Genomic DNA, 22,038 nt, shown 5'->3' with positions numbered 1-22,038 from the left:
CATGGCTGCAGTTGATAATAATAAAAAATCAGGCAATACCAACACCAATAGCACTGGCAACACCGATAAAACTACCGGTAGCACTCCCGGCAATACAAGCGGAGCTGATGCTACTGCTTTTCAGGCGCAAGTGCAAGAACTAACCAATGTTAGCTTGGAGGCGACGAAAAGGAGTGTCCAGTTGCGCACTCTAACGACCAATCTCCAGACCATCAAGAAGGCCGCCGACGAACGCGTTTCGTAATGTCGGAAGCGGCTTTTAGACTGCCCCTAGCGCGTCTCCTTATTGACGCGACGTAGTCCCGAAATGAGCCGCATGGCAATTGCCGTGCGGCTTCTATCCTGTTTGAGAGATGCTCTGTGGATGACGCCGTTTCCCTCCGTTTCGAAGTGCTTTCGGGGCTCTATTGCGGACTGACCGGCAAGACGGATCTTCAAACGTGTTTAATCGGCAGCGGCTTCGATGCCGATTTGGTCTTTGTCGAGCAAGGACTGGCACCGCATCATCTTCGTGTAACTCTTCTTGGCAAGTCGATCGAACTCGAGGCGCTTGCACCCGGACTCAGTATCGAGGGCAACCGGAATATCGCCGCAGGCCAGTCCGTTGTTGTGCCCCTTCCTGCCGTCCTGCTCGTAGGCGAGATGTCCATTGCTTGGTCCGTGCAGGATGCAGAGCCGCCTGGTTCGACCGGCATACCGCGCCTACCGATCGGTGTGCTCGCCATGGTCATAATCAGCTCACTCGGGATCGGCGCGCTTTCGGGCATGTTCTCCTATCTTGGCAATGCAAGTGGATCGAGCCCCAATTCACTTCGGGCTGAAGTCGCGTCCAGAACGATCAGTCACCGCGCTGACAATGAACTTACGGGGGCAGCGGCCAAAGAGCTGCAGGAGGAGGTCGATCGAGCGGGTCTTCTCGACGTCAAGATTGGCTCCGCAAAGGGTGTTGTGACCGCCGAGGGCACCGTCACGTCTGAATCGGTCATCAGCTGGCAGAAGCTTCAGCAATCGTTCGATCGTCGCACCAAGGGTACTCTAACACTGGTGAACGGAGTGCTCATCAAAGAGGAGAAGGCGCCATCCGCAATCGCGGTCGAAGCTGTGTGGCATGGGGCCCAACCGTATCTTGTCATCGACAGCGAGAAGTATTTTGTCGGGGCCATTTTGGCTGATGGATGGGTAGTCGATCGTATTGAGGACAGCCGTGTGCTGCTGAGCAGGAATGGCCGCATTGCTGCTCTCCCATATTGAAAGCTCGCAGGCCCCATCAAGCAGCACTCTATGGCCAGCCAAACATCCTGTCGCGCTCGGTGCTGACAAGCTGGCTGCGTTGGAAACATTTGCTGCCCAGCCATTTCGCGCCTGTTTGTGGCTCTCATGCAGGGTCACGCGCTGGCCAAGGCCGAGGCGCCTTCGGAGTTCGAAAGCTACGTTTCAGGGCGTAACAGCAGAGTAAGTCTCAACCGATTGCAAAGGTGTCTCGATGGCCAACGTCCTGCGTGACTTCATCAAGCGTGCGCCGGCCAGCCCGGATTTAATGGTTGCGTTGATGCTGCTTCTGGCTGTCGCGATGATGGTCATGCCTATCCCGGTCGTGGTGGTCGACGCACTGATAGGATTCAATATGGGGTTGGCCATACTGCTGATGATGGTTGCCCTGTATGTCAGTACTCCACTTGATTTTTCCTCTTTGCCCGGCGTTATTTTGATTTCCACTGTATTCCGTCTCGCGCTGACGGTCGCAACGACGCGACTGATCCTGGCCGAGGGGGAGGCCGGCAGCATTATTCATACCTTTGGCGATTTCGTCATCTCAGGCAATATCGTGGTGGGTTTCGTCATATTTCTGGTCGTCACCATGGTGCAATTCATGGTCCTCGCGAAGGGTGCCGAACGGGTGGCAGAAGTGGCGGCGCGTTTCACGCTGGATGCTCTGCCGGGCAAGCAAATGGCGGTCGACGCAGAGCTACGCAACGGCCACATCGATGCCAACGAATCCCGCCGGCGGCGCGCCGAATTGGAGAAGGAAAGCCAACTATATGGCGCGATGGACGGCGCGATGAAATTTGTGAAGGGCGATTCCATCGCCGGGCTGGTGGTTATCTGCATCAACATGCTGGGTGGAATTTCGATCGGTCTGCTCTCCAAGGGCATGTCCTTCGGCGAGGTGCTGCATCACTATACTCTGCTGACGATAGGCGATGCATTGATATCGCAGATTCCGGCCCTTCTGCTCTCCATTACTGCGGCGACCATCGTCACCCGTGTGACTGGGACGGCGAGGATCAACCTCGGTACCGAAATGGTCAGTCAGCTCACGGCCAGTACTCGAGCCTTGCGGCTGGCGGCCGGCGTCCTGGTCGTGATGGGGTTCGTTCCTGGGTTTCCCCTCCCCGTCTTTCTGATGCTGGCCGCAGTGTTCGCTGCGGTAAGCATTGTCAAGGCTGATGTGCTGGGCGCCGGCACTGCCGATGCGAAAGATGGAACTGCAGCGGAGCCTAAGCAAGCCGCGCCTGCGAAGGAATTCCCGATCGCATTTTTTTTAGCGCCAAATCTTATGCAGGCGATCGATCAAGCCGAATTGCAAAAACATATTGGGCGCGTTTCGCTCCTGGTCACAGCCGATCTGGGCATTATCGTTCCCCGCATCCCTGTCTTGGTTGACGAGCAGCTGCCTACATCGCAATTCCGGATAGATGTCGAGGGCGTGCCAGTCGAACAGGACGCGATAGATCCAAGCCAGATGACGCTCCGAGCCGATGTAGCGCACGTCGACTCGAGCGGTATCCCCCTTAGGCGTGAGCCGAAAACGGACAGACTCCCGGTCGAACATACCCCTGCACAGGCCCTTACGGGCGCCGGCACGGAGCATTGGGCTCCCGGCGAACTCCTCGCCTTGCGCGTCCATGCAACGTTGACCCGCTACGCACCGCGATTGGTGGGCATCCAAGAGACCCGACATTTCCTGGGCCGAATGGAGCAGGAATATTCTGATCTTGTGAAAGAGGTGCTGCGCACGACGCCGATTCCTCGGATTGCCGATGTTCTGCGCCGCCTCCTGGAGGAAGGTATCCCAATCCGCCACACCCGTCTCGTGTTGGAGGCATTGGCCGAATGGAGCGAGCGTGAGCAAAACGTTGCCCTGCTGACGGAATATGTCCGTTCTGGTTTGAAGCGACAGATCTGCCACCGCTATGCCAACACCGAGGGCATCGTGTCCGCCCTGGTCGTCGAACGCGAGAGCGAGGATGTGATGCGTGGCGCGGTTCGAGATTCGGATGCAGGCCCCTATCTCGCACTGGAGGATCGGCAAAGCGAAGCGATGCTATCACAGATACGTCAGGTCCTTTCGAACACAGAACCGGGTCAAACCCGCCCTATTCTGTTGACGTCAATGGATGTCCGACGTTTCGTCCGCGGCTTTCTGACGCGAAACGGGATCGATCTCGCCGTGCTGTCTTATCAAGACCTCGCCTCCGACTTTACAATTCGCCCGGCAGGATCCGTCAAACTCCCGCACGGATCGAACAGCGGATTGTTAGAGTAGTTCCACCTTTCCTAACTGAACGCGACCCGCCTCCCTGATAACCGAGAGATAATATGAAATTTGTTAGAAATACAGTTTCTCCATCGCCTATGTTTCTGCGCCGGAGCTCACTTCTTTTTGCCGTACTCGCCATTCTGCCTTTGGGCGGTTGCGCCAGCTGGCAAAAGCCCGCTCTTTCCGTGCAGGAGACATCTTCCCCAGAGTTGCTCAGCGCCGATCAAATCGATCCGGCTATGCGCGAACGCATTTTGCGCGAAGTTGGTCAGGATGTTCAAGAGCGGGCTTTGCGGGATGAGGTGAAGCAGCACCCGGACAATGTTGATGCGGCGATACGGCTTACAAAAGCCTTGGTGGCCCAGAAGCGCCCGCACGAAGCGGTTGAGGTGCTCGACAGCGTCTTGGTTGCAGCCCCAGCAAACGTACGTGCATTGAATGCGAAGGGCGTGATCTTGGACATTGAGGGGCGGCATGACGCGGCACAGGCCCTGTATCGGCGAGCTCTCGAAACCGAGCCAGGGAATCAGATGGTGCAGCATAACTTCAATCTGTCGCTTGCCTTAACGGCAAGTCCGAACAGCCAAGGTTAGCACGATCGCAATAGGTGGGCACAGCGCATGTGCAGCCTATTCCCCGGCTCGAGACGCGCTCGGCTCCCATCATAGATGGCCTCTGAAGAGAGCCATATCTGCGCAAAGCTGTTGCTCCAGATCTGGCCGGCAGAGGTCGGCAGGAGAGCCGGATGACATCTCTCGGCCACCCGCAAGGCCATCCGCCTCGCTTCGTTGCCAGAGCGCCTTCGTGGTTGCCACGCGAGATACGCTCAGGATGGATTTGATTAATTCACGCGCGAATGCCTGCCTCTAACTTGGGGCAGGCGCGACCGCTCCCATAATGCAATACGCTGCCTCTAGGCCGATGGACGATGACGGGATACTTCCCCGAGACTTCAATGGTGGGGAGCAGCGCACCCGTCGATCCATTTGCTTTCAGCGTCAACCGCCACTATGTAGCGACACTTCGCCCGACTGTGTTTCAAGCTGCCCGGAGAAGTTTATGACAGAAGAAGCCCACAACACCGACATCCTCATCGAGCTCACTGCCGATGTTGTATCAGCCTACGTCTCCAACAACCCCGTCCCGGCGGGGGAGCTTCCTGCCCTGATCGCCCAAGTGCACGGGGCTCTAAAAGGCACGGCCGGACTAATACCGGCAGAAGAGCCTGTGCCTGTGAAAAAACCTGCTGTCCCGATCAAAAAGTCGATCGAACCGGACTACATCATTAGCCTTGAAGACGGCAAGAAATTCAAATCGCTAAAGCGCCATCTGTCGACGCACTATGGTCTGACCCCGGACGAATATCGCGCCAAATGGGGTCTGCCGTCGGATTATCCGATGGTGGCGCCGAATTACGCCGCTACGCGCTCCGCCTTGGCCAAGACCATCGGACTCGGCCGCAAACCGAAAGAGCCGGAAGCCCCGGTGCCGGCGCCGGCGAAACGGACCCGCAAAAAGGTCGCAGCCTAAATCCGTATCAACAGTCGTTCGGGACGCGCGGCAGCCGTAGGCCCAATCTGCGCGGAATCAAAAGGCGGGGACGAGCCCCGCCTTTCCCGTCCAAGAGCCTCATTCCAGAGGAATTCGCGACGGCTCCAGCAATCGCTGCCGCGGCATTACCTGGTTGCATGCTCCGGCCGGGTTTCGAGCCGGTCAATGCGTTCGGAGTATGCCGCATCCTTGCCGCACGCGTTAGCCAGCCTTGCTGAGGCTGCCTGCAGAGGACTTGCCGGTGCGGGGATCCTGTTCGACCTCGTAGTTTATCTTCTGGCCCTCATTAAGGGTCGACAGGCCCGCTCGTTCAACAGCGGAAATGTGGACAAAGACATCCTGACCGCCGTTGTCGGGCTGAATAAAACCAAAACCCTTGGTGCTGTTGAACCACTTCACCGTTCCAGTCGCCATATATCCATTCCTTTGTAACAAGTCGCAACTTAGGCAGGCCATTCACGCCAGCCTGATTTGTACACGAGACTTTAGGCGCAGCAAAATCGGAAAATTGCAAGGCCCACTCGACCGCCTGATCTCCAGCAGCACCTGCCACACATGCGAGGCGCGTGCCAGACGAGGCGTATGCCAGACGTTTCGTCGTGCGCTGTCGCTCAAACGTCGACAGAAACAATGACCCAACCCTGCAAACTCGGCACATCTTGTGGACGTGCTTGGGTCGCTGCTCGACCGCAATACCCGCTCCTGACCGATATCGTCGGCCAAAATGACGATGTTTTTGTCATCAGACCGAAAGATCAGGCGCGCAGCGACACTGCACACTCAAACCGAGACCCGCGAACCTCGATTAGCTTCGGCCTGCTACGAAGCGCGGTTGCCTGCTTCTGAGGCGGGCCATTGTCGGTTTGAATCAACTGTCGGGTTCGGAACCCCAGACTGTCGGCAAGTTGACAATGCGCGTTCAGACGGCACAAACCACCCGATCGCTTGTGAGCGAGATGGTTTGGCAGATTGAGCAAGGGCGGGACTCAGCTATGCCGCCCAGGCTGCTGACAAGGCCAAAGCAGCGTAGGTGCGGAGTGAAATCCAAGGTCCACATGGGTCGTCGCGCGTCCCGTGCGCCTGGGAAGGCGCCGGCCCGGCCAAGCTTTTCCCAGATCGTCCGGATGACGCAAGCTTCGCTGAGCGTCAATGAACGTTCGGGCGATGACCAAAGGCGTCGTGCGTTGCAATCTGGACTGTCCAGGATATCAGGAGTTCCATGGCCTCAGCCCGCTTGGCTGGCCACACTTGAAGCTCCAACATACCGGCTGGCACAGGCCAATTGGACTCTGCGCTGCCCTCAATGCGCTGGTGGCACGGTCAATGCTTGTCTATCGATCCGGCCGCCCATGCGTGATGCTGTCGGTCGACGTTCGCAAACCAGACCCTCGGCGAACCCAGCGAAGGGGCTCGCCGGTACGACGAGGGACCTTACCTCTTTATGCGCGGCATCATTGTCGAGGATGACATGTTGCCTTACACGTCGTCCCCTCGCGCTCGGGGCTTTGAGGGGCGGATGAAGTCCTGATGGCGGTGGCACTGCTGCATGTTTGCGTAAGACCCATCATTCACGATCGCGTTGTCCTTCGATGTCGCGGTGCTGATAGGCGGGCAGATCGGTGTGCGCGGCGCCCGCCAAAGGATCGTCGTCACGCCGGAGGAGGCGAGCGCCGTAGCCGGCGCGCCGGCGAAAGGCGCTTTCTGTCGGATGCCCGACAATGTCGGATATCGCAAGTATCAAGGTTGGATCAAACCTTGCAAATCGGGGCTTTCTTACTTGGCACGGCGCATGCTCAGGTATCCGCAAACACCCAATGGATAACGAGCAGACTTCCCATGGCCCCACCAAAATACTCCCGAACGTTCCCCGGACGCATCCAAAGATGAGGCCCGCGTCAGGCCCGGCAACACGCTGACGGCTCATCTGGCTCGGCGTCGCGTGCCGATCCACTTTCTCCCAATAGGCGTCGGGAGACATAGAGCCTTCAAAATGAGGAACAAATCACTTTGCCAGGAACCCAGCCCATAATCCCACTCTCCCTATCAGAACTACCAAGCAAGCCCCGCACTCACGGGCTTCGCAGGACGTCCGTTGCGACCGAGTTGGGCGGCGCGAGGACGGCTCCGGTCCCCGTCGCATGGGAGGACGGCAAGGCGACGGATTTCGTGCTCGACAACGGCATGGAGGTGGTCGTCATTCCCAACCACCGGGCGCCGATCGTCAGCCACATGGTGTGGTACAAGATCGGCAGCGCCGACGAGCCGCCGGGCAAATCCGGCATTGCCCATTTTTTCGAGCATCTGATGTTCAAGGCGACGACCAACCATGCGGCCGGCGAATTCGACGGCGCAGTGTTCGAGATCGGCGGCTCGCAAAATGCCTTCACCTCCTCCGACTACACCGCCTTCTATCAGACAGTGGCGCCGTCGGCGCTCGAGCTGATGATGAGCTTCGAGGCCGACCGAATGCGAAACCTCATCCTCACCGACGATGTCGTCAAGACCGAGCGCGACGTGGTCATCGAGGAGCGCCGCTCAAGCACCGACACCAACCCGCAGGACGTGCTCCATGAGGAGATCGACGCGACGCTGTGGCAGAACCAGCCCTATCGCATCCCGATCATCGGCTGGATGCAGGAGATCGAGCAGCTGAACCGCGTCGACGCCACCGCCTTCTATGAAAAATACTACTGGCCCAACAACTCCGTGCTGATCGTGGCCGGCGATGTCGAGCCGGAGACGGTGAAGGTGCTGGCCGAGAAGACCTATGGCAAGGTGGCGCGCGGGCCCGACCTGCCGCCGCGCATCCGGCCGGTTGAGCCCGAGCAGAACACCAGGCGCACCGTCACGCTCTCCGACGCCCGCGTCAGCGTGCCCAGTTTTTCGACGCAGTGGGTGGTGCCGTCTTACCATACCGCCAAGCCGGGCGAGGCCGAAGCGCTCGACCTGCTGTCCGAAATCCTCGGCGGCGGTAACCGCAGCCGGCTCTACCAGGCGCTCGCTGTCCAGCAAGGTATCGCTTCCAGCGCCTGCGCCTATTTCCAGGGCACCATGCTCGACGACACCAGGTTCGCCATCTATGGCGCGCCGCGCGGCGATGCCAAGCTGGCCGATCTCGAAGCGGCGGCCGCTGCCGAAGTCGCTCGCATTGCCAAGGATGGTGTCAGCAGCGAGGAACTGGGCAAGGCCAAGGAGCGCTTTGTGCGCGATATGATCTTTGCCGAAGACGACCAGGACGACCTCGCCTGCATATACGGCTCGACGCTGGCCACCGGCGGCACCGTGAAAGATGTCGAGGAACGGCCGTCTCGCATCCGCAGGGTTACCGCCGCGCAAATCAAAGCAGTTGCCGCCCGCTATCTCGCGTTCGACCGTTCGACCACGGGCTATCTCTTGCCCAAGACGGAGAATGAAGAGATGACGCTCGGCGCTCAGCCCCATGCTGCGATGAACATCCAGGAGGTGAAGTCCGAAAAGGGCATGATCGCCTGGCTGGTGGAGGACCACACAGTGGAAATCGTCAACATCGGCTTTGCCTTCAACGGCGGCATCAGGCAGGACCCGGTCGGGAAGGAGGGGATGGCCAATCTGATGGCCGGCCTGTTCATCGAAGGCGCCGGTAATTACGACAGCGATGCCTTCCAGATGAAGCTCGACGATGCCGGCGCCGAGATGGGTTTGGAGGCGCAAAGACACTACATCTGCGGATCGGTGTGCATGCTTCCCAAACAGCAGGACGCCGCGTTCGGCCTGCTTCGGCTCGCACTCAACGCGCCGCGCTTCGACCAGGGGCCGATCGATCGCGTCCGCGCCGAGATTGTCTCCGACATCGTCGGCAGCGAGCGCGACCCTGACGCAATCGCTCAGCGCAAATGGCTGCGCGCGATCTATGGCACGCATCCTTTTTCGAGGCCGGGAGAAGGCACAAAAGAGAGCCTGGCCGGCATCACGCCGTCCGACCTCCTCGCCTTCCACAAGGCGATTTTCGCTCCCGACGGGCTCCATATTGCCGTGGTCGGTGACATTGATGCAAACACGCTGAGGGAAAGGCTCGACCAGCTGTTTGGTGACTTGCCTGAGCAACAAACCCTCGCCCCCGTCGCCGATGTCGTACCGAAGCTCGGCCAACTGGTGGAGGAGAACTGCGACCTGCCGCAGACTTCGCTGCGATTGGCCTGGCCTGGCGTGAAGCGTAGCGCGCCGGATCACTTCGCCACCGTGCTGATGAATGACATCCTCGGCGGCTCGGGCATGACTTCCCGCCTTTTCGAGGAGGTGCGCGAAAAACGCGGCCTTGCCTATCACGTCAGCTCTGAACTGACCCTTGACAAGCTTCTGGTTACGACAGAGACACGCTCGGACTGCGCCGCCCAAACGCTGAGCATCGTGCGAGATGTGGTAAAGCAGATGGCGCAGCAAGGACCGACCGGGGCCGAGCTCAAGGCGGCGAAGAAGCACCTGATCGGCACCTATGCCATTGACCGTCTGGGCTCGACCAGCTCGATTGCAGACCGGCTCCTGGATTTGCAGATTCACAAGGCCGACGTCGACTACAACCAGCGTCGCGCCCGCAGCATCGGTCGGGTGACGCTCAAACAGGTCAAGGCGGCGGCCAAGAAGCTGCTTTCGGCCGAGCCCGCCATTTTGGTGGTCGGCCCGCCGCTGGGCGGCAAGGATGAGTAAAGAAACTCATCTCGCCTTCCTTCTTCCTTGGGGCTTCTCGTGGGAAGAGCGAATATGGAGGCCGGTGGGCCAAGCAGATCATGCAGACCCGCGGAGTCGTTTCGCGGGCCTTGCGCGGCATTGGCGGTCCAGGCGGGCCTCTCGCCGAAACGGCGCTCCTCAGCATGTATGCCGCCTTTTGCAGAATACACTCGCACGCCACCAGCAGGCAGCGGGTGGATGAAGCAAACATCCGGCTGCTCAATCCATCAACTGATGAACCGCGGGCACTCAAACTAACGGAACTGTTGTCGTATGTTTGGTCTACCAGCTGCTTTGCCGAGGCCCTAGGACGAACCCGCTGGTGCAGAATACACACCGACGGCCTGTCGACCTGGATGTTCGCTGCGTTGAGGAGGAATCCGGTATTGCCCCTGTGCCTGCCGATGATCCGCCGTCTGAAATCCCCGCACCTGTTTGGAGCCATGGACCGCCTGCCGGCACTCGGCAGACCGGTTGGCAATAAGACGTTCGAGGTCGTCAATCCGTCGACCGGCGAAGTTTTGGCAGAGCTTCCCGATATGGGCGTGGAGGAGACACGTGCTGCGGTAGACAAGGCCTATGTTGCGCAGTCGGGATGGGCCGCGTTGACTGCCCGAGAGCGTAGCGACGTTCTTTGGCGATGGCATCAGCTGATCATCGACCATGCAGGCGATCTCGCCGCGATTCTGACTGCGGAAATGGGCAAGCCGCTTGCCGAAGCCATGTCAGAGGTATCGCATGCGGCGGCGTATCTGCAATGGTATGCCGAGGAGGCCAATCGCGTCTATGGCGAGACGATCTCGGCACCCTCGACAGACCGCCGAATGCTAGTGATCAAGCAGCCCATCGGCGTTGTTGGCACGATCACGCCATGGAATTTCCCGGCCTCCATGGTGGCGCGCAAAATCTCGCCGGCCTTGGCTGCGGGCTGCACGATCGTGCTCAAGCCCGCTGAACAGACGCCGCTCGTGGCTGGCGCAATGTTCGCCCTTGCCCATCAGGCCGGCTTTCCCGATGGCGTGGTCAACCTGATCTATGCGTCCGAAGGTGATCGCGTCGGCCGTGAACTCTGCACCAATTCCAAGATCCGCAAGATCAGCTTCACCGGTTCGACCGAGGTCGGGCGGCTGCTGATGCGTCAGTGCTCTGACCAGATCAAGAAGGTTAGCCTTGAGCTCGGCGGCAACGCACCTTTCATCATCTTCGATGATGCCGACATCGACGCTGCTGTTGACGGTGCGATCCAGGCGAAGTTTCGCAATGCCGGCCAGACCTGCGTTTCGGCGAACCGTATTTACGTCCAATCGAGCGTTCACGATGAGTTCGTCAAGAAATTCGTGGAGAAAGTCCGGCACTTGTCGGTTGGCGACGGATTCGATGCCGGAGTGGACATCGGACCGCTCATCGACAGGCATGCTCTGGCCAAGATAGAGTCTCACATCGCAGATGCCATTGCGAAAGGCGGCACAATACGATGCGGGGGCCAACGTATCGGCAAGAATGGCACGTTTTTCAAACCCACGGTCCTCACCGAGATTTCCAGCGTCATGGCAGTCGCGCAAGAGGAGACATTCGGGCCGCTGGCGCCGATCATTCGCTTCAACGATGCGGATCAGGTCGTGCGCGAGGCCAATGACACGATTTACGGCCTCGCCGCATACTTCTATGCCTCCAACATGAAGCGGGTCTGGCGTGTGGCAGAGGCTCTGGAATATGGCATGGTTGGCATAAACACGGGACGCATGTCCTCGGAGGCGGCACCGTTTGGCGGCATGAAGCAATCCGGCATCGGGCGGGAGGGTTCCCGCCATGGCCTCGAGGACTATCTGGAAATGAAATATCTCTGCATGGGCGGGATTTGAAACCTGCTGCACTGTCTCTCCGCCCACCGGCCGCCCACCGGGGGCGGCCTGCGGTCAATGCCGCCACCTAATTTGAAGTTCCAAACGCCGTTGACCTGAAACACGGATGCCCGGCAGGAGACTGAGCTCGCTGCCGGGCCGGACATGCCTTGGGAGGGCATAAGTCAGCGCTCCTAGGGCCGATGGGGCCACTCAGTTCGTGCGCCTTTTGCCGATTGCGTTGCATGTGCCGTGCCAAGCCAAAAAGCATTGATAAACCGCCGATGGATCAGCTTTTGCCCTGTTGCGCACTCTACATTGTGGGATATGCGACAATGCCCAAGCGGTTGGATCGTCGTGTTGCAGATCCCCAGACGGGTCATGATTGCTATTCTTAGGACAGTGCGCAGCAAGCGCTACCCGCTGTACTACAGGCACACCATTTCCATAATCAAGCGGTGAGTGCGATGTCTGACCGAGCTGTCGGTCCAGGGGACAGTGTGAGGTCTCAAATCCCTCCATATTGTTGCACCCGCCGGTCCAACAGGACTGCAGGTCCGGACTCAAAGGATCTTGGCTGCTATGGCGACATTGCGGTGCACGCCGCTTTCCGACCACTGATGTGGGTTCAGGTCGAGGCCGGCCCTAATGAACCACCGCCTTGGCAACTTCACCGATGTCATTGTGGCGTCGGCCGACGCCTGACCAGAGCGTACCCGCAAGGCGCCATGCAGATCTGTCGGCGGGCGAACTGTTGGTGACGGGTCAGCTGCGAGCGAACGTTCATCCACTGACGCACAGCGCGGACTGTCGCATTTCAAATTAGGAAATCTCTGTAGCCACCATTCATGAGCGCGCGGCCACGCGAGACGGCCCGACGGATGCGGTCGCGCAGATGATCGCGAGGATCCGCCCAGTCGGCATGGACGCGCCGTTGACCGATGAGAACTTCGGCGAGCTCGCGATGTGGTGCTCCGGCGAGCGAACCGTCGAGCGCACGAAGAACGAAGGACAAACGGACGCCGCGCTTTTCCGGCGCAAACAAGCGGGGGGGCAAATGTTGCCCTAGACTGAGAGCATTGAGGCACTCCAGTCCCCTCAGTCGATGCTTTAAAAGCACCGCGGGCCAGATGGCTTGCGTATGCAGGCAAACAGGGTGGAGGATATTCGCGCCCGAGACGGCGAGCTGCAGCGCGTGGTCCGCATTGCGAAGAAGAACATGCTGGCTCTTGTCGGGCGCCTGCAGGACGGTTGCACGACAGGGCAATGCCGAGAGTTCGAACGGCGGTGTCGGCGACGAGGCAGGCAACCGTTCCGCAATGAGCGGCAGCACATGGACGCACCAGAGCGGACACCAGAATACGACCGAAGCGCGGCCACAAGACTCCGCGAAACAGAACACCCCAGCGTGACAGGTCGCCGGCCGACGCGACCATATCGAGAAAGGGTCGGAGAGACCAAGTCTTGCAATGCTGGCGCGCAGCGGTCAGATCGCGCTGGAACGCCGGGTTGCGGCGTAAGAACTCCCAAGCCCACTCCCGCAGCGTCAGGCCAGCGGTGTAGTCGTATGATCTTTCATCCCGCCAATCGGCCTGATCCGCGCCAGTCAGGAGATTCATGACTGACACCCCCTGCCCGCGCCTGCGTGCGTCGAAACATTATGCCACTTCGCAAAGCACCGGCGAAGGCAGCAGACGTCGAAGGCACCTTTTTGTTGAAGCGTGCGGCATTGGCACTGGCGACGACACAAGATGTGCCCAAATTGCCACCAGACCGTCGAACGGGCACAGCGACGGCCAGCGCGACCTGAGCACGCCAAGGGAATTGATTCCTTAACGGTCATCGGCTCCTGCGTCGCGATCCAGACGTCCCTTGAAGGCGCAGTAGCGCGGCAGTGGATCGCACGCTGCTTGTCGGCAAGTTGTCGTAGCGGCGGCGCCATAGGCACGGTCATCGGAGGGTCTCCTGCGGCAAGTTTTCGCCATTGGAGGCCAATCTGCCCGCTATGGCAGCCTGTGCAGTTGCACAGGTGAAGCGGACCAATCAGGGGGGAGCTATGGCGGAAACTGGGTGATGACGGTTTGAGGAGAGCGGCGTATCGAGGCGGGTGATGAAGCCTGCCAGAACCTCTCAAGGAGAGCGATACGCCATGAACGAGACTGTCAACATTGTTCGCCTTCGTCAGCCCGACGAAATCGGTGATACCCTGACGGATGTACTTCGCAGCGGCGCGCGCAAATTGCTTGCGCAGGCGATCGAGATGGAAGCCGAGGCGTATGCTAAGGCGGTCGACTGCCTGACGAAGGATCAGAATGCGTCGCTGGCGTTCTACGATTTCCCCGCCGAACACTGGGATCATCTGCGAAGGTCCAATCCCATCGAAAGCGTCTTTGCGACCGTTCGCCACCGCACGGTGCGTACCAAGGGCTCGCTATCCTCGACAACCGCCCAGCTGATGGTCTTCAAGCTGGTCATGGCCGCGGCCAGGACGTGGCGACGATTGAAAGGACAAAATCAGTTGCCGAAACTCATCGCAGGTGCCAGGTTCCTGGACGGAATCGAGGTCATCGAAACGAAGCCGCAGAGCGCCGCTTGATCAGCCTCGTCACCCAAATTCCAGCATAGCTCCATCGGAACTGCCAGCCTTCCTTGCCGATCAGGCGCAGATCAGCGCTGACGATACCGAGGACGGCGACGGCGATCACCTCCAGGCCGCCAAGTAACGACCCTCAAAACACCGCCCTGGGCCGGCCGTCCCATCGGGCCTTTCTGTTTCTGGACAAAGAGCAAACATATGTCCGCAAGCGACATTTACGAGAATGCCCCACTCGGGAAGCTGATCAACTATGGTGATCGTGCCCCCAAACCGCTCGCCCGACAGGACCGTCTCATGAACGCCCTTCCCGCACGAGCCGCCGGCATTCCGGCTGGCTTCCTCGATCAGACCGCGTCCAACCGGACCAGCCGCGCCACCCGGATTCTGCATGCCGCCGACCATATCACGCCCTTTCTCGAACGGGGTCGGCCGATCGGCGCGAATGCAAGGGAGCGGGCTTTGCAAAGACCGGCAAGGCAGAATGGGATTCCTGGGGAACTGGTCGAGGCCAGCCTGAACCGGTATCTTGTGCCTGCCCTCGGGAGTCGCTCTATCCACCATGTGACCGACACCGACATTGCTAACATCACCAATAAGATCGTCGCCGGGGGTCACCCGCAAGCGGCTAACACGGCCTTCTGGTATATGCGGGCATTTTCAACTGGTGTCGCAAACCGCCGCAACGGCTCATCGCGGTTTCCCCGCGAGGAATTGGAAAATCCGGCCCCGATCGTCAAGCGCAAGCGAGTGGTGAACGATGCCGAACTGGCGGCTATCCGGTGTCGCAAACCGCCGCAACGGCTCGTCGCGGTTTCCCCGCGAGGGATTGGAAAATCCGGCCCTGATCGTCAAGCGCAAGCGAGTGGTGAACGATGCCGAACTGGCGGCTATATGGACGGGCTGTGAGCCCGAACCGGGCGATATCGGCTATTCGTTCGGCTCCATCGTCAAGCTGCTCATGCTGACCGGACAGAGGCGTACGGAAGTTGCCGCGATGCGTTGGTCTGAACTCAACCTTGAAGCCGGAACATGGGACCTATCGGCGGACCGCACGAAGAACGAAGAGCCTACGCTTATTCCGCTGTCCACACTGGCGGTGTCGGTCCCCCAGTCGGTACCGAAGACCAATGACACATTTGTTTTCCCTGCGAGGGGCAACGGCTTTGGAGAACTGGACCCTTCACGATCTGCGCAGGACGCTCGCGACAAATCTCGGCAGGCGGCAGGTATTGCCACACGTCATCGAGCACATACTGAATCACAAGGCAGCGTCCCTGACAGACATAGGCGAAATCTACAATCTCTATACCTACGTCAAGGAGAAGCGCGAGGTGTTGCAGATGTGGTCAAATCACATCGAATGGCTGATCAAGCAGGCTTCGGAAATGGACGCTCTGGCGGCGTAGCTGCTGGCATGGGCGGAAGATGCGGCGCAACAATCATCAGAGCCTCATCGAATTGGAGATCATGCTTGACCAGCAAATGCGCGGCCAATGCTTCGATGGCCGACCTGTGATCGAGTACTAGCCGGGCCGTGCGATCTTCGATCCGCCCCCAATCGGGGCGGCGCGGCATCAGGAACCGCAACTCACCATAGATTCGCTTGGCATCCGCGTAGTCGCTGCTCCCCTCATTCTCGTCGGACGCATTCATCGCCATATCGAACGGGTCCAGATAGCCTTCGAATGCGGATTCTGCAAAAGGACCTGCCAGACACGTAACTATCTCCCGGATCGCACAATCGCGTTCCAAATATCGATCCATATCGTCCTCGAAAATCGGCTTTCGCTTCGAGGTGAATCCTTGCGCTGAATAAAAACCCGCGCCTTCGACAACACCACGGTAATCTCCGTCACCGGGGTCGGGGTAAATACTAACACTTGAGAAAGCAGGGAGTTTACGGTCGTCGTCGAACATCTGACGGTTCAAAACGATGGCGGCCACCGCGTGCCCGGCTTCGTGGTGCGCCACAAACGGGAGATATTGGGAGGCTACATTCATGCGGTGCGGCTCTCAGGTCTAGTTTGCTTTTGCGCATAGGACCGCAATCGTCGTGCCAACTGGGAAAATCGTTTCGGACAATGCGATCGCTCCGATAGCGTTGTGTCTCCTGTCTGACATTGTTGGGAAGTCGACACGCGCCCGTCGCAATGCGGTCGACCTTCCGCGCGAGTTGGGTGACCCGTGAAGGCGGCCGACCAGGACGATGTTGCGCTGATCGGCGACGAAGGCGCCGCCGGGCGAGATCGCGCATCAGGGGTTCGGTGACCGGCGTGTCGGCGAAGTCGAAGTCGTCGATGTCCTTGGCCAGCGGCAACTTGGCGACGGCGAACTGGTATTTGATGGAGCGGGCCTGCTTCTCCGATATCTCGGCTTGCAAGAGATCACCGACAATCCTGGGCGGCTCGTGCCGTCGCTTGATGGCGACGCCCATGATCTCGTCATAGGCGCTGCGCATTCCGTAGAGCTTCAGCGCCCCCATCAGTTCCAGAACCTCGGTGCGTTTCCGTTTGTCCTCCTGAGACTGTCATAGCTGGCGCAGTCGGCGACCGGCTCGTGAGCTAGGGTCAGCGCCTGGGGAATGGAAAGGATCGTGCCCGGCGCCGGATCGCGGCTGCGGGCCAGGATGTTGAGGATCACCGCCGCCGAACAGACGCCATGCTCGAGCGCTTCCTGGCAGGCGCTCTCGACCGCGCTCAATCCGTCGGTCAGAACGCAGGTGAGGATCGACACCATCTGCCGGTCGCCGTCATCGGCCGCCCCTAGCTTGCGGCGCACCTTCTCCATGGCTGATGGCAGAACCCATTCCCGGAAAGGCGCGCCGTTGCGCAGGCCGTTCGGTTTGCGGGCCATCACCGGCACGTAGTGCCAGGGATCGTAGACGACCTCGTTGCGGCCGAAAGAGCGTGCGTGCTCGCCGACGACCGCGCCATCCTGGCGGATGACGATGCGGTCGGCATAAGCATGGATCTCGACCGGCCGACCGACGGCACTCGACAGCACCGAGTATTTGTTGTTGTCGAAGCGCACCGTGCAGGTTTTCGACACCGACGCGGGAATGCAATGGTAGCCGTCGAAGCGACCGGCATAGGGAATGAAGCTGGCGCGTTCTTCTTCGAGTACGTCCCAGATCGTGCGCTCACCCTGTTCGGGATGCCGACGCGCCTTGGCATTAGGCAACGCATTTGTCGGCCAGCCAGCCGTTGAGATCCTCCAACGTCTTGAAGCGCAGCCTCGGTGTGAAGAAGCGCTCGCGCACCAGCCCGACCTGGTTCTCGACTTGCCCCTTCTCCCAGCCGGCCGCCGGTGTGCAGGCCTCCGGCTCGACAAGGTAATGCCCGCACATCTGCGCAAAGCGGCGGTTGTAGCGGCGATCCCTGCCGATGAAGATCGCGTCCACCGCCGTCTTCATGTTGTCGTAGATGCCGCGCGTGCAGGCGCCACGGAAGAAGGCGAACGCCCGGTCATGCGCGTCGAACACCATCTCCTGCGTCTCGCGCGGATAGGCCCTCACGAAGAACATGCGGCTGTGGCAGAGCCGCATGTGCGCGACCTTCACTGTCACCGTCACGCCGTCGAGCAGGACGATCTCGGTGACTCCAGTCGAACTGGTAGGCCTCGCCAGGTGCAAAACTCAGCGGAATGTAGCCCTCGGCCACGGCGCTGCCGCGATCCGCCGCCCAGCTCTGAGCATGCCGCCACCCCGAACTGTAGCTGCCGTCATAGCCGAGGCCGCGAAGCTCCTCGAAAATACGGATCAGCGTCAGCCGCTCCCGCTGCGGCTTGGCCGCATTCGCCGACAGCAGCCGGTCCAGCGTCTCACGCCAGGCTCCCATGCGGGGATAGGGCTGGTGCTTGCGCTCGTAGCGGAACTCCGTCTCCTCAGAACGCAAGACCTTGCGCACCACCTTGCGCGAGATCTTCAGCTCGCCTTGCTCGACTTCCCCTGGACCAGCGACAGCCGACGTATCTTTGCAATCGTCTCCAAAACCAACATCCAAAACACAAATGCCTCTGATCAAGCCGGAGGCATCTTGATGACCCCATCGTTAAGGGGTCCCGTTTGGACGAAAAGCACCCCTTAAACAGGGTCCTCATTCCACGAAAAATCAATGCACTACCTGACGTCAATCCACAGCATTGGGCCGAAGCATGCCACGGGCTCATGCCGCGGAGAGCGGGAAGATATTCTTGAAAGAAGCGGTCTCCGACATCAATACCGACAGGATCGGCAGCTTTCTCACGTCACTTGAGGTCGAGCGTGGCAGTTGCGACCCGCAATGCAAGGCTGGCGGCGATGCATACCTTGCGCGGTTCCTGATCTCGGAGCACCCCGAATATATGGATACGCTGCAACTGGTGGTGACACTTCCCTTCAAGAGGGCGCGCGGGTGGCACCTGTCGAATATCTCGAAGAGCCCGAAATCAAGAGCGTCCTGGCGCGTATCGACCGCCGCACGCCTTCTGGAGCGGGATTACGCACTGTTCTCGCTGATGTTCAATACGGATGCACGAGTTCAGGAAATCCTGAATCTTCGAATTTGTGACCTTCGTCTGGTATCGCCCTGTCCCGCCGAGCAAAGGGGCTTTCTCAACGACCGCGGCACACCGCTGACCCGGTTCGGTGTTCGATACTTGCTGCGCAAACATGTTGATATGGCTGCGGGGGAAGGAACCACCCTGGCGGAAAAAAGCATCCATCACCGCTCTTTGCGGCACACGACGGCCATCCACCTTGTCAAGGCGGGTGTTGACATAGCCACCATCAGTCAATGGCTAGCCACTCGGGGCTGAACGTAACGTGCGCTACGCCCGGGCCGGTATCGATATGAAGCGGCAAGCGCTCGAACAAGTCTTTCCCCGACGTGATGTCATCGGCAAAAGATCAGACAATCATCGCTATGATGGCGGGATGTTACGCTGCCTGCAGCGCTTGTAGACGCTCAGTTATGTGGAGTTGTATCGTGGGAAGTCGCGCGTCTGTGGTAACCATTCGGCCAGGGCCGCGGTGACTATGATTTCGGGCGACGGTTTTCTGCGCTAGGTTTCGGCGGTGCGTGACCCGCAGCCCTGCGCTCGTCGACGATATGCCGAAGGTTGTCGATGCCGTCTTCGGTGAAGACAACGATAGGTTCGCTTAATTCGGATGCGGGATAGCCGTCGTAGGCGCTCAGGCAACCGTCTTCCGAGAACATCTCGATCGAGCAATCGCGCAAAAAGTCTTCGTCTTCTTCGAGCATCTCGGCCACATATTTGAGGGTGTAAAGAGCGGAGTTGCGATATCTCATCTGACGGCCTCGTTTATTTGTAGGCCCAGATCAGGCAGCCTTATCCGCTGCGGCCGTCAGAAGGCTCCAATTCCACGGGAGCAAGTCCTCGATCTGCGTGATCGGCGTGTCGGCGATGCAGGCGAGGACGTCGGCAAGCCATGCCTGCGGATCGATGCCGTTGAGCTTGGCGGTGTTGATCAGCGTCGCCATGAAGGCGGCCCGATCGGCACCTCGATCGGAGCCTGCAAATAGCCAAGCTTTCCTGCCCAGAGCAAAACCACGCAGCGCGCGTTCGGCCGCGTTGTTGGTGAGGCAAATCCGGCCATCGCCGAGGAAGGTCGTGAATCCTTCCCAGCGCTTCAGCATATAGTCGATTGGCTCGGCGACCGGAGAGCTGCGCGACAGTCTTGCCCGCTCTGCCCGCATCCAGGCCTCAAGTTCGGTGGCGATAAGACGGCTTTCCTGCCGTCGTTGCAGACGTTCGTCGGAGACGAGTCCGTTGATGTCGCGCTCGATACCAAACAGGGCGTCGATGCGTTTGACCGCCTCGAGCGCGATCGGTGAGATCGGCGCGGCGTTCTTGCCACGCTTGGCATTGGCGGCGATGTCGGCAAGTACGAAGAACTTGCGGCGCGCATGCGCCCAGCACAGCGCCTGGGTCAGCGGACTGGGATCGCGGTCCACCTTGAACAGCGGATTGTAACTGCCATAGGCATCGGCCTGCAGAATGCCGGTGAAGTTCCTCAAATGACGCTCGGATGCTCCTGCCGCCGATCGCGCGAAGCATAGTAGAGCGCCGCCGGTGGCGATTGCCCGCCGAACGGCCGGTCATCCCTGACATAGGTCCAGATGCGGCCTGTATCGGTCTTGCCCTTCGCCAGGATCGGCACGGTCGTGTCGTCGGCATGGAGACGATCAGCGGCAAGCACATGCGCCTCGATTAGCGCGTGCACCGGCTTCAGCGCCACGGCACAAGCGCCGACCTGGTCCGCAAGCGTCGACAGGCTGAGGTCGACGCCCTCGCGGGCATAGCGCTCGCTCTGCCGGTTCAGCGGTTGATGCTGGGCGAACTTCTCGAACAGGACCATCGCCAAAAGGTTCGGTCCGGCAAAGCCGCGCGGCGTCACATGGAAGGACGCCGGCGGCTGCGAGATCTTCTCGCATTCACGGCAGGTGAACTTCTCGCGCACGGTCTGGATCACCTTCCACTGGCGCGGGATCACCTCCAGCGTCTCGGTAATGTCCTCGCCAAGCTTGGCCAGCCTGCCCGAGCCGCAGCACGGGCAGTTCCGGGGTGCGGCGATGACCACGCGCTCACGTGGCAGATGGTCGGGAAAGGGCTTGCGCGACGGGCGCTTGCGCTCGAAAGCTCGGACTGTCGATGACCGCGCTGTCAGTTCCGCCGCCAATTCGTCCTGGCTGGCGTCGGCTTCCAACTCCTCAAGTTGCAATTCCATCTGTTGGAGAAGCCTGGCCTTGCGTTCGGAGCGGCTGCCATGGATCTCGCGCTTCAGCTTCTCTATCTCCAGCCTGAGCCGCGCGATCAGCACATCGGAGTGCGAGTTCAAGGCTTGCGCGCGAGCGGCGAGCGCTTGCGCCTCACGGCGGGCCGCACGCTCGGCGAGGATCATCGCGTGCGCACTGGCAAGGTCACCGGGAAGCTGATCGGCCACATCGGTCATGGCGCGATGGAATCATATTCGCTCCCGCCAAGCCAGCGGTTTTGCTCATCCCGCCGAGCTCGGACGCCAGGTTTTTTGCGGCATCCGCCAGTCGATGCCTTCTAGCAAATAGCCGAGCTGCGCGGGCGTGATCACCACCGTGCCATCGGCCGATGGCCAGATGAACCGGCCACGCTCGAGCTTCTTCGTGAACAGGCAGGCACCCTGGCCGTCATGCCAGATCACCTTGATCAAGTCACCCTGCCGCCCGCGGAAACAGAACAGGTAACCGGTGTGCGGATCGCGCTTCAATGTCTCCTGCACCATCAGCGACAGGCCCGGGAAGCCCTTGCGCATATCGGTATAGCCAGTGGCGAGCCACACCTTAACGCCGCTCGGGATCGAGATCATCGCCGCTCCAGCACATCCAGGATCCGGCCGAGCGCCTCGCTATCGATATCACTCTCGACCCGCAGGCGGCGGGCGCCGCCAAGCTCGATCGACACCATGCTGCTCTTCTTGCGCGGTCTGGAGATCGGCGGTGGCTGCGCTGGCGATTGCGGCGCTGGCAGCGCCTCGACGACTTCCACGGCAACGAGTTGCGGCACGGACGGCGCGGAGATCTGGCAGAGTTCCTTGCGCCACCGGAAAAGCTGGCTCACATGAATGCCAGCCGATCGCGCGGTCTCGGAAACACTAGCCCCAGGCTCAAACGTCGCCGCGACCAGCCGCTCCTTATCCTCCCGAGACCAGCGCCGGCGCCGCTCGACCGACGTGATCACTTCAATCTGATGCTTCGTCACAGGGCTACTCCTAGTGCTTGCACTAGGACTTGCAGCCTTCAGCCTACCTCAGCAAGACGGCCGTGACCGCG

Annotated in this window: 17 protein-coding genes and 6 pseudogenes; 13 read left to right on the top strand and 10 right to left on the bottom strand. The window is 60.0% G+C overall.

The features are described 5' to 3' along the window. Position 1 precedes the first annotated feature (1 nt). From NMG46_RS25095 to NMG46_RS25075, 5 genes are all read left to right on the top strand, one after another. Positions 2-244, top strand: coding sequence for a nodulation protein NopA (locus tag NMG46_RS25095; protein ID WP_236370642.1), 243 nt, complete (start codon positions 2-4; stop codon positions 242-244). Positions 245-360: 116 nt separating this feature from the next. Next, entirely contained in the window at positions 361-1,251 is an 891-nt protein-coding gene (locus tag NMG46_RS25090) for an EscD/YscD/HrpQ family type III secretion system periplasmic domain-containing protein (protein ID WP_029354836.1), read from the top strand. A 232-nt stretch (positions 1,252-1,483) separates the two neighbouring features. After that, positions 1,484-3,547: a type III secretion system export apparatus subunit SctV gene (gene sctV / locus NMG46_RS25085; RefSeq protein WP_029354834.1), complete on the top strand. Its 2,064-nt coding sequence runs from the start codon at positions 1,484-1,486 to the stop codon at positions 3,545-3,547. 53 nt (positions 3,548-3,600) lie between these two features. Further along, positions 3,601-4,134: a tetratricopeptide repeat protein gene (locus NMG46_RS25080; RefSeq protein ID WP_101918715.1), complete on the top strand. Its 534-nt coding sequence runs from the start codon at positions 3,601-3,603 to the stop codon at positions 4,132-4,134. 466 nt (positions 4,135-4,600) lie between these two features. Beyond that, a complete protein-coding gene (locus NMG46_RS25075) occupies positions 4,601-5,071 on the top strand; it encodes a MucR family transcriptional regulator (protein ID WP_029354830.1) in 471 nt (156 codons plus the stop codon). A 222-nt stretch (positions 5,072-5,293) separates the two neighbouring features. Here the strand turns inward: NMG46_RS25075 and NMG46_RS25070 are convergent, their stop codons facing one another. Then, a complete protein-coding gene (locus NMG46_RS25070; RefSeq protein ID WP_254820119.1) occupies positions 5,294-5,506 on the bottom strand; it encodes a cold-shock protein in 213 nt (70 codons plus the stop codon). Between the two features lie 1,689 nt (positions 5,507-7,195). On the opposite strand from NMG46_RS25070, the pseudogene NMG46_RS25065 reads away from it, so the two are divergent. From NMG46_RS25065 to NMG46_RS25055, 3 genes and pseudogenes are all read left to right on the top strand, one after another. Next, positions 7,196-8,500, top strand: a pseudogene (locus NMG46_RS25065) (M16 family metallopeptidase); the annotation flags it as partial. Between the two features lie 9 nt (positions 8,501-8,509). Further along, on the top strand, positions 8,510-9,775 hold the full coding sequence (locus NMG46_RS25060) for a M16 family metallopeptidase (protein ID WP_368389321.1): 1,266 nt from the start codon (positions 8,510-8,512) through the stop codon (positions 9,773-9,775). A gap of 464 nt (positions 9,776-10,239) precedes the next feature. After that, positions 10,240-11,658, top strand: a complete 1,419-nt coding sequence (locus NMG46_RS25055; RefSeq protein ID WP_236370750.1) for an NAD-dependent succinate-semialdehyde dehydrogenase — start codon at positions 10,240-10,242, stop codon at positions 11,656-11,658. Between the two features lie 796 nt (positions 11,659-12,454). On the opposite strand, the gene NMG46_RS25050 is transcribed toward NMG46_RS25055, so the two are convergent. Both NMG46_RS25050 and NMG46_RS30045 read right to left on the bottom strand, forming a co-directional pair. Next, positions 12,455-12,970 carry a DUF2285 domain-containing protein gene (locus NMG46_RS25050; RefSeq protein WP_236370644.1) on the bottom strand — a complete coding sequence of 172 codons (516 nt, stop codon included), beginning with the start codon at positions 12,968-12,970 and terminating at the stop codon, positions 12,455-12,457. Between the two features lie 115 nt (positions 12,971-13,085). After that, positions 13,086-13,256, bottom strand: a pseudogene (locus NMG46_RS30045) (DUF6499 domain-containing protein); the annotation flags it as partial. Between the two features lie 389 nt (positions 13,257-13,645). Here NMG46_RS30045 and NMG46_RS29785 point away from each other — a divergent pair. The 4 genes and pseudogenes from NMG46_RS29785 to NMG46_RS25035 form a co-directional block, all read left to right on the top strand. Next, positions 13,646-14,233: pseudogene (locus NMG46_RS29785) on the top strand (transposase); the annotation flags it as partial. 294 nt (positions 14,234-14,527) lie between these two features. After that, positions 14,528-15,139: a hypothetical protein gene (locus NMG46_RS25040; protein ID WP_254820118.1), complete on the top strand. Its 612-nt coding sequence runs from the start codon at positions 14,528-14,530 to the stop codon at positions 15,137-15,139. Between the two features lie 52 nt (positions 15,140-15,191). Beyond that, positions 15,192-15,425, top strand: a pseudogene (locus NMG46_RS30040) (site-specific integrase); the annotation flags it as partial. Continuing rightward, on the top strand, positions 15,361-15,639 hold the full coding sequence (locus NMG46_RS25035) for a tyrosine-type recombinase/integrase (protein ID WP_084831487.1): 279 nt from the start codon (positions 15,361-15,363) through the stop codon (positions 15,637-15,639). The pseudogene NMG46_RS30040 and the gene NMG46_RS25035, both read left to right, overlap by 65 nt. On the opposite strand, the gene NMG46_RS25030 is transcribed toward NMG46_RS25035, so the two are convergent. From NMG46_RS25030 to istA, 3 genes and pseudogenes are all read right to left on the bottom strand, one after another. Then, the gene (locus NMG46_RS25030) at positions 15,602-16,234 is read right to left on the bottom strand and encodes a hypothetical protein (RefSeq protein WP_127220041.1); all 633 of its coding nucleotides are present in this window, start codon (positions 16,232-16,234) and stop codon (positions 15,602-15,604) included. The genes NMG46_RS25035 and NMG46_RS25030 overlap by 38 nt on opposite strands. A gap of 192 nt (positions 16,235-16,426) precedes the next feature. Beyond that, a pseudogene (locus NMG46_RS25025) lies at positions 16,427-16,715 on the bottom strand (ATP-binding protein); the annotation flags it as partial. After that, positions 16,675-18,230 (bottom strand): annotated as a pseudogene (gene istA / locus NMG46_RS25020) (IS21 family transposase). The pseudogenes NMG46_RS25025 and istA, both read right to left, overlap by 41 nt. Before the next feature lie 194 nt (positions 18,231-18,424). Between istA and NMG46_RS25015 the strand changes: the two are divergent. Beyond that, positions 18,425-19,027: a hypothetical protein gene (locus tag NMG46_RS25015; RefSeq protein WP_164892053.1), complete on the top strand. Its 603-nt coding sequence runs from the start codon at positions 18,425-18,427 to the stop codon at positions 19,025-19,027. Positions 19,028-19,245: 218 nt separating this feature from the next. On the opposite strand, the gene NMG46_RS25010 is transcribed toward NMG46_RS25015, so the two are convergent. The 4 genes from NMG46_RS25010 to NMG46_RS24995 form a co-directional block, all read right to left on the bottom strand. After that, complete coding sequence (locus NMG46_RS25010; RefSeq protein WP_095521249.1) at positions 19,246-19,521, bottom strand: hypothetical protein; 276 nt, start codon at positions 19,519-19,521, stop codon at positions 19,246-19,248. A gap of 30 nt (positions 19,522-19,551) precedes the next feature. Beyond that, positions 19,552-21,134, bottom strand: a protein-coding gene (locus tag NMG46_RS25005; protein ID WP_245492544.1) for an IS66 family transposase whose coding sequence is annotated in 2 segments (ribosomal slippage) — positions 19,552-20,258 and positions 20,258-21,134 — 1,584 coding nt in all. Because the reading frame shifts where the segments join, the coding sequence is not laid out codon by codon here. A gap of 96 nt (positions 21,135-21,230) precedes the next feature. Then, the gene (gene tnpB / locus NMG46_RS25000) at positions 21,231-21,575 is read right to left on the bottom strand and encodes an IS66 family insertion sequence element accessory protein TnpB (RefSeq protein ID WP_127284559.1); all 345 of its coding nucleotides are present in this window, start codon (positions 21,573-21,575) and stop codon (positions 21,231-21,233) included. Continuing rightward, a complete protein-coding gene (locus tag NMG46_RS24995; RefSeq protein WP_164891872.1) occupies positions 21,572-21,967 on the bottom strand; it encodes a transposase in 396 nt (131 codons plus the stop codon). The genes tnpB and NMG46_RS24995 overlap by 4 nt, the downstream gene beginning before the upstream one ends. Positions 21,968-22,038: the final 71 nt, after the last annotated feature.

It is taken from the genome of Mesorhizobium sp. LMG 17147 (genome assembly GCF_024297145.1).
Lineage (GTDB): Bacteria > Pseudomonadota > Alphaproteobacteria > Rhizobiales > Rhizobiaceae > Mesorhizobium.
Note: the sequence above shows the minus strand (reverse complement) of the source record. Positions and strands in the feature narration are given on the sequence as shown.